11 protein-coding genes are annotated in these 5,557 nt (G+C 64.0%); 1 reads left to right on the top strand and 10 read right to left on the bottom strand.

The annotated features are described in order from the left end of the window. Positions 1 to 136: 136 nt before the first annotated feature. The 10 genes from VGH54_RS13340 to VGH54_RS13295 form a co-directional block, all read right to left on the bottom strand. Positions 137 to 607 carry an HNH endonuclease signature motif containing protein gene (locus VGH54_RS13340; protein WP_331512485.1) on the bottom strand — a complete coding sequence of 157 codons (471 nt, stop codon included), beginning with the start codon at positions 605 to 607 and terminating at the stop codon, positions 137 to 139. Positions 608 to 765: 158 nt separating this feature from the next. Further along, positions 766 to 1,194: a hypothetical protein gene (locus VGH54_RS13335; protein WP_331512484.1), complete on the bottom strand. Its 429-nt coding sequence runs from the start codon at positions 1,192 to 1,194 to the stop codon at positions 766 to 768. Continuing rightward, positions 1,191 to 1,334, bottom strand: coding sequence for a hypothetical protein (locus VGH54_RS13330; RefSeq protein WP_331512483.1), 144 nt, complete (start codon positions 1,332 to 1,334; stop codon positions 1,191 to 1,193). The genes VGH54_RS13335 and VGH54_RS13330 overlap by 4 nt, the downstream gene beginning before the upstream one ends. After that, on the bottom strand, positions 1,331 to 1,624 hold the full coding sequence (locus VGH54_RS13325) for a WhiB family transcriptional regulator (protein ID WP_331512482.1): 294 nt from the start codon (positions 1,622 to 1,624) through the stop codon (positions 1,331 to 1,333). Before VGH54_RS13325 ends, VGH54_RS13330 begins: the two co-directional genes overlap by 4 nt. A 69-nt stretch (positions 1,625 to 1,693) precedes the next feature. Next, entirely contained in the window at positions 1,694 to 1,855 is a 162-nt protein-coding gene (locus tag VGH54_RS13320) for a hypothetical protein (protein ID WP_331512481.1), read from the bottom strand. Beyond that, positions 1,852 to 2,133, bottom strand: coding sequence for a hypothetical protein (locus VGH54_RS13315; protein ID WP_331512480.1), 282 nt, complete (start codon positions 2,131 to 2,133; stop codon positions 1,852 to 1,854). Before VGH54_RS13315 ends, VGH54_RS13320 begins: the two co-directional genes overlap by 4 nt. Continuing rightward, a complete protein-coding gene (locus VGH54_RS13310) occupies positions 2,133 to 3,230 on the bottom strand; it encodes a hypothetical protein (protein ID WP_331512479.1) in 1,098 nt (365 codons plus the stop codon). The genes VGH54_RS13315 and VGH54_RS13310 overlap by 1 nt, the downstream gene beginning before the upstream one ends. Positions 3,231 to 3,296: 66 nt before the next feature. Continuing rightward, positions 3,297 to 3,599 (bottom strand): hypothetical protein, encoded by a 303-nt coding sequence (locus tag VGH54_RS13305; RefSeq protein WP_331512478.1) that lies wholly within the window; start codon positions 3,597 to 3,599, stop codon positions 3,297 to 3,299. A 4-nt stretch (positions 3,600 to 3,603) separates the two neighbouring features. Further along, positions 3,604 to 4,332: a hypothetical protein gene (locus tag VGH54_RS13300; RefSeq protein ID WP_331512476.1), complete on the bottom strand. Its 729-nt coding sequence runs from the start codon at positions 4,330 to 4,332 to the stop codon at positions 3,604 to 3,606. A gap of 42 nt (positions 4,333 to 4,374) precedes the next feature. Further along, positions 4,375 to 4,752, bottom strand: a complete 378-nt coding sequence (locus VGH54_RS13295) for a hypothetical protein (RefSeq protein WP_331512475.1) — start codon at positions 4,750 to 4,752, stop codon at positions 4,375 to 4,377. A 227-nt stretch (positions 4,753 to 4,979) separates the two neighbouring features. On the opposite strand from VGH54_RS13295, the gene VGH54_RS13290 reads away from it, so the two are divergent. After that, positions 4,980 to 5,255 carry a helix-turn-helix domain-containing protein gene (locus VGH54_RS13290; RefSeq protein WP_331512474.1) on the top strand — a complete coding sequence of 92 codons (276 nt, stop codon included), beginning with the start codon at positions 4,980 to 4,982 and terminating at the stop codon, positions 5,253 to 5,255. Positions 5,256 to 5,557 lie beyond the last annotated feature (302 nt).

Here is a 5,557-nt window from a genome sequence, read left to right as displayed (position 1 = left end):
GCCTGTGTGGCCAGCCATGTGACTGTTTCCCGCACCTCTCGGGCGTCAGCAGCCCTGGCCCGCCAGTGAGAGCGGGTGTTCCCGTGCAGAGACCTCGGGGGGCGCTGATACGGCAACTCAAGCCGGTAGGTGGCCATCAGGACCCCCCGGCCGTGCGGGCGCGCCGCTTCGCCCTAACGGCGTCAGCTTCGCAACGGCGACACCTTCTCCCGCCAGTCGGCCGATGAAAGGTATTCACCTCGTTCGCCTCGTGCTTTTGGGGACAGTGCGTACGCAACACCCCGTGTAAGCCTCGGCGGGTGTTCTCCGGGCCCGTCACGGGCTCCAGGTGCTCCGGATTTACACAGCTCCTGTTTCGACACAAATGATCCAGCTGTAGGTCCGGTGGAATCGGGCCGACCCGCTGCTCGTACGCCCAGCGATGAGCCAATGGCGTGCGCGTTGGCGAGAACCGGATGGCAACGGTTCGGCCATAGCCCCCCGGATATTTGTCTCCCAGCCAGAGCCAGCAGCCATCGTTAGTCGCGGGGATGGCCACGTGCGCCCAGAACCACAGCTTGGGGTTGCTCTTACTTGTGATCGGGTAGAGCTCGCCGTGCTTCTGCATCCGCATCCTGTGCCGACCACACATTCCGCCAGCGTGTGCCACGGCATGACAAGTGATCACGAAGCATCCCCGTGGTGTCCCCAGGCGTCCATTATGGCCACGGATGAACCTGCGCGTCACGTTGCTAACCTCTTGACCACATCCACATGCACACAGGTTCATGCCCCACCTCCGTACCCGATGGTGCGATGCTCCGACCGGACCGTGGCGGCGCAAGTTCTCCCGACGTCGATGCGCCGGTCTAGCGTCTTGTGTGCGTTCTTCAACTGCCGTACCCGCAGCTTCGCCACTTCCATGTCCAGGCGCAGTTGCGCGGTTTCGATCCGTGCTGTTGCTTCCCGGATAGCGATCGAGACAGGCTTTGAGCCTTCCCCCGCCTCAATGAAGGCCATGTCGTAGGCCAGCCCGTAGTCTTCGGTCAGGCGCGTGGCCTCTTCGTCTGCCTCTGCTAGCTGGTCGGTGAGCCGCTGTAGATCCATCGACAGTTCACCCAGCGCCCTGCCTACCTGCCCGGCGGTTGCGGGCACTAACCCGGCGACGATCTTTAGCAGGGATTGCTGCTGCTCGGTGAGGTCTTCGGTGCTCACGCGGCCTCCTCGTTGGGAGGTGTTTGGATGCGGGCGCGTTCCTCGAGCTCGGCGTCCTGGGCGGCGTAGAGTAGTCGGCGGTAGTCGTCGAAATCCCGACAGGCTTCGGCCTCTTGGAGCAACTCTGCGGCGGTGCTCATGCGGCTTCCGCCTGCCTAGCGGAAGCGCGTTTGCGTACGTTCGCTATGTGGCGGCGTTCGCGCTCGCTTAAGTTTCCCCAAATGCCGAACCGCTGCTGAGTGGCCAGCGCGTACTCACCGCATTCGGTGACCACCGGGCATGTACGGCACACTTTTTTGGCCTCTGCGGTTGACCCACCTTTTTCGGGGAACCAGAAATCCCCGCCAACTGAGGCGCACGCCGCTTCATGCCGCCACTCTTCGTCGTCTGAGCTACTAGGCTGCAAGCCAATGAAGACAGGTGTGGTCATGGTCGTGGTGCCTCCGTGAGGATGGTGCGGGTGGCCGAGGTAGGGGTGGGACCTCGGTTGAGTGCGGTCCTACAACTCGTCTGGGGTGTCTGAGTCGAGCAGTTCTTCGATCTTCTGTGCCCAGTACGGGCGTTGGAGATGCTCCGGGAGTAGCTGCGAGAACTGGCCAGCGGTCATCCCCGGGGTGACGTACTTGCGGCGGTACTCCTCGATCTCGGCTTCACCGCTCACGCTTCACCCTCGATCCTGTAGGTGACGGAATGCGACCCGATGCCGAGGGGCCAGCTGATGGTGTTCTCGTCAACCCACACCACGCCGTGGTTTTTCTCCGGCAGGGCGATGGTGATGGGCCCGTCTCCGCCGGTGACACGTTTGCAACCAACCCGGCCGCAGTGAACACCCGTCACCAAATGTTCGACACCGTTACGGACCGGGCGGTACGTGTTCTCCACACATGTCAGTTTCACCCCGGGGATGAGGCGTTCCCGGAACCGTTGCAGGCCGGACATCACGCCACCTGGCCGGGGCGCTCGTCCAACTCTGCGGCGGCCTGGGCAACACCCTCGTTCACCGAGTAGCCGTTCGACCCGACATGCTTACGAACCTCCCGAGCCAGATCAGTCAGCGGAACCCGCTTGCCGGGGGCGCGCACAATACCCAGCACCTCGGCAGCATCCCGAGACAGAAGCCCGGCGATGTCGATACGACCAACCTTGGCATCCGAGCCGATCGTGACAGTCAACGCATCCACCTTGTCCTCAGTGTTCGCCGCGAGCAGCGCGTCAAGGAGTTGGCTTACGCCGACCGGCTTGACGGGCTCGTCCTCGACCAGTTCGGCGTCCACGGTGATCGGCTCATCCTCGGCGGGCTTCGCAGCGTTCCCGGTTGTCGCCGCAGCCTGAATCTTGGTGCGCGCCTCGGAGTCCTTCGGTGCGCGCTTCCACAACTCACCCAGGGCCTTCTTGTCGCCGCCACACTTGGTGATCTCTGCGGCCCAGTCGACCCCGGCGGCAGGGGCGGGCTGGACCTGTTCAACGACGGTGGCAGGCATGCCTTCCTCGTCAACCTCCGCGCCCAGCTCCTCAGGTGTGTAGTGACACCCGTTGAGCGCCTCTTCGCAGGCGTCGCGGGCAGCCTCAGTCACAGCCCGGGCCTTCAACATCGCGGCCGGATACTGCTTCCACGTGTTCTTGTTGAGCAGCCCTGCCTGCTTCGCCCGTTCGATCGTCCACTCAGAACGGAACGTGAACCCGGGGTCATCCTTGCGGACAATCTCGGCGACGGCCTTCTGGTCGTTGCCTGTGACCCGCAGCCGGTGACCCGCGGTGCGAACCAGCCCGGAGATCAGCGCGGCAGACGCGGTGGGCTTGCCTTCGATGATGTAGATGCCGTTCACGATGGCCATCGTGGACAGGTGCAGGCTCTCGGCGTACTCCTGCGCCCACAGCACGTTCGCAGGCTTGCCCCGGTACACGGCGGGGAGCAGGCCAGACTCGGCGAGTGCCTTGGCGTAGGTCAGCTTCGAGCTGAGCGAGTTGCGGGGCCGGAACTGGACGATCTCAGCGCCCGACGACTCGGGCTGTTCGATGGGTGACGGGTCGGTCATGACGTGGCGCCTCTCTTGCGGTGGTACGGGTGCGCCCAAGTGGGGTGGTGGGCGCGGGGTTCATATCTACAGGTCGGTGTATCCGCCCGGATACAGGTCCAGCGCGGCTACGGCCTCCGTCAGGGTGATCTTGCGGGCGGTTACATCGCGAGGCGCGTCTAGGCCGTTCCATATGAACTCAAGGTCCCACGCTTGGCCGGAGTCGTCCAAGTTGATGTAGTTGCGGGTGAAGTAATGCTTGTACTGGCGGATCACGTGACCGCCATAGCTGGGAGCGTTGCCCATGTACATGAGGTCATCGACGAGGTGCGGGACGTACTGTTCGGCTGGCGCCCAAATGGGCTCTGCGTGCTCCATGGTCTCGTCCAAGTCCTCAGGCTGCGGGCTTGCGGTTAACGCGCTTCACGTCGATTCCGTCGTACTTAAGGTTCTTGGTGATGGCGTCGGAGACTACGGCCGCCAGCTGGTCTTCACCAGCGGCGGCCAGGTCGTGCGCCAGCCCCCGAACCTTCGTGACCTTCGGCTTCGCCGCACCGAGGAACTCACAGGCCCGTAACGCGACGGCGCAGGCGAACTGTTCTGGGTCTGAACTCGGGGTGATGTCGGTGACCTTGCTGACGAACGCGGCAGCCCACTCGGCGGACACCAGCGCACTCAAGGCGGCGATGACCTGCGGAAGGTCCACGAAGTAATCGTTGTGAGTTTTGCGGGTGATCTGGATGTCACCACCAGCCTGCGGCACGGTCATTCCTGACGTGGGGATGCCGTCGCTGTCGCCTACCGCGGTGAACAGCTCATCCTCGATGACGCCCTTGCCGGTCGTGGTCACGGCGGTGAAGGCGGCGGCGTACTCGGCCATCAGCTCGTCGAACGCCTGGACCGAACGAATGAGCGCGAAAGTGTCCTCACGCCCGTGGACGGTGCGCTCCTTGCGAGCCTGCACTACGGCCTCAAGGAGGCGTTCGACCAGTTCGACCCGGGTGTCGTGAGGGGTCGGCAAGCCGGGGAGGCGCTGCGTAGGGAATGGCACGAGGGACTGGGAGAACACGCCAGCGTCGGGAGGTGTGGTGCCGTCGCTGGCCCCTGGGGTGGTAGGGGTCATGCACCCATAGTACATCCGACCCAAGGTCCGGTCAACGGTTAGTTAGGCGGCTGCCGAGTAGGCACTTTTGGGTGGCCAGGCCATCATCACGGCGTCACCGCCAGCCTCCACATACGCCTCCGCGGCGGCCTGCAATGCGGCGGCCATGGACGAACCAGCGCCCATTATCAACGCCTGGTACCGGGCGTAGTCCTCTTTGCTCTGCAACCAGCGCACCTCGCGGACATCGCCGAGGCTGTCGCGGCGCAACCCGTGTTGCTGCGGCAGTAGGTGCCCTTGGCCTTCCACTGCGAGCCGGGCAGCTGTGGTGGCCCAGTGGAAGAACAGGTTGGACACGTTGGTCCCGTGGGCTAGGGCCTGTTGGCGCACGGCGTCTACCAGGGAACTTGGCAGGTCGACGGAGGTGCGGTGCTGTCGCATGTTGCGGAGGCTAGCACCATAGGTCGGGTCTCCACGTAGCTGTTAACACCCGTGGGCGTGTCGTCCCAAGACCGTAACCATGGGCGACACGCCGAGCGCGGTGAAGGTGCGGTGTTTGACAGATCCGGCGCTACTCTTCGCCCAGACCTACAAAAAAAGGCGCCACCCCCACGTTCTAAAGCTTGGCCGGCTTAAAGGGGGCGGCGCCATCCGATGAAAGGATTGCCGTGAGCTTAGACGTTGCTGCGTCGCGAGTCCATCGAGACACGCCGAGACGCCTACCGCCTGCCGCGCTGCGCCTGCTGGCCGAGCTTCAGCGGCGAGCCGTGGATACACCGGACGGCGCGGTCCTTGCGCCCCTCGCCGAGTTGGCGGAGAGCCTGAATGTTTCGGAGCGCACGATCCAGCGCGCCCGGGGCCGCTTGGCTGGTGTTGGGCTGATCGTGGTGGATGGCCCCGAAGAGCGGTACACGCCGAACACGTACCGGGTCGTTCGACACTAACTGTCTCACCGGGGCGGCATGTGTCGCACCTTTGACCGGAACTTATGGCTGTTCGGTATACGCATTGCCACCGATCGTGCACGGGCAGTTAGATCCACTACCACCTACTACAAGTGGATCTACCGTTCGGCGCAATCTGGTGACACCAATGTTTAACCTACGGCCATCGGGGGGACCAGGCGCGACACAAACGCGCTAGCCTCACCCACCAGCGTTACTCCTAAAGTCGCCCACCCACCCCGCCTGCCAAAGGCAACCGGGTGACCACGGAGTATCAGCCGAACCGTTCCGCGTTGAGGGCC

Origin of the sequence: Mycobacterium sp. (assembly GCF_036488105.1) — a bacterium.
Taxonomy (GTDB): domain Bacteria; phylum Actinomycetota; class Actinomycetes; order Mycobacteriales; family Mycobacteriaceae; genus Mycobacterium.
The sequence above is the reverse complement of the archived record's forward strand: the minus strand, read 5'-3'. Positions and strand labels throughout refer to the sequence as shown.

What these genes read in the sequence shown, in the direction of transcription:
- VGH54_RS13340 (WP_331512485.1), bottom strand. Translation starts at nt 607, where the DNA reads ATGCAGAAGCACGGCGAGCTCTACCCGATCACAAGTAAGAGCAACCCC.
- VGH54_RS13330 (WP_331512483.1), bottom strand. Translation starts at nt 1,334, where the DNA reads ATGAGCACCGCCGCAGAGTTGCTCCAAGAGGCCGAAGCCTGTCGGGAT.
- VGH54_RS13325 (WP_331512482.1), bottom strand. Translation starts at nt 1,624, where the DNA reads ATGACCACACCTGTCTTCATTGGCTTGCAGCCTAGTAGCTCAGACGAC.
- VGH54_RS13315 (WP_331512480.1), bottom strand. Translation starts at nt 2,133, where the DNA reads ATGTCCGGCCTGCAACGGTTCCGGGAACGCCTCATCCCCGGGGTGAAA.
- VGH54_RS13310 (WP_331512479.1), bottom strand. Translation starts at nt 3,230, where the DNA reads ATGACCGACCCGTCACCCATCGAACAGCCCGAGTCGTCGGGCGCTGAG.
- VGH54_RS13300 (WP_331512476.1), bottom strand. Translation starts at nt 4,332, where the DNA reads ATGACCCCTACCACCCCAGGGGCCAGCGACGGCACCACACCTCCCGAC.
- VGH54_RS13295 (WP_331512475.1), bottom strand. Translation starts at nt 4,752, where the DNA reads ATGCGACAGCACCGCACCTCCGTCGACCTGCCAAGTTCCCTGGTAGAC.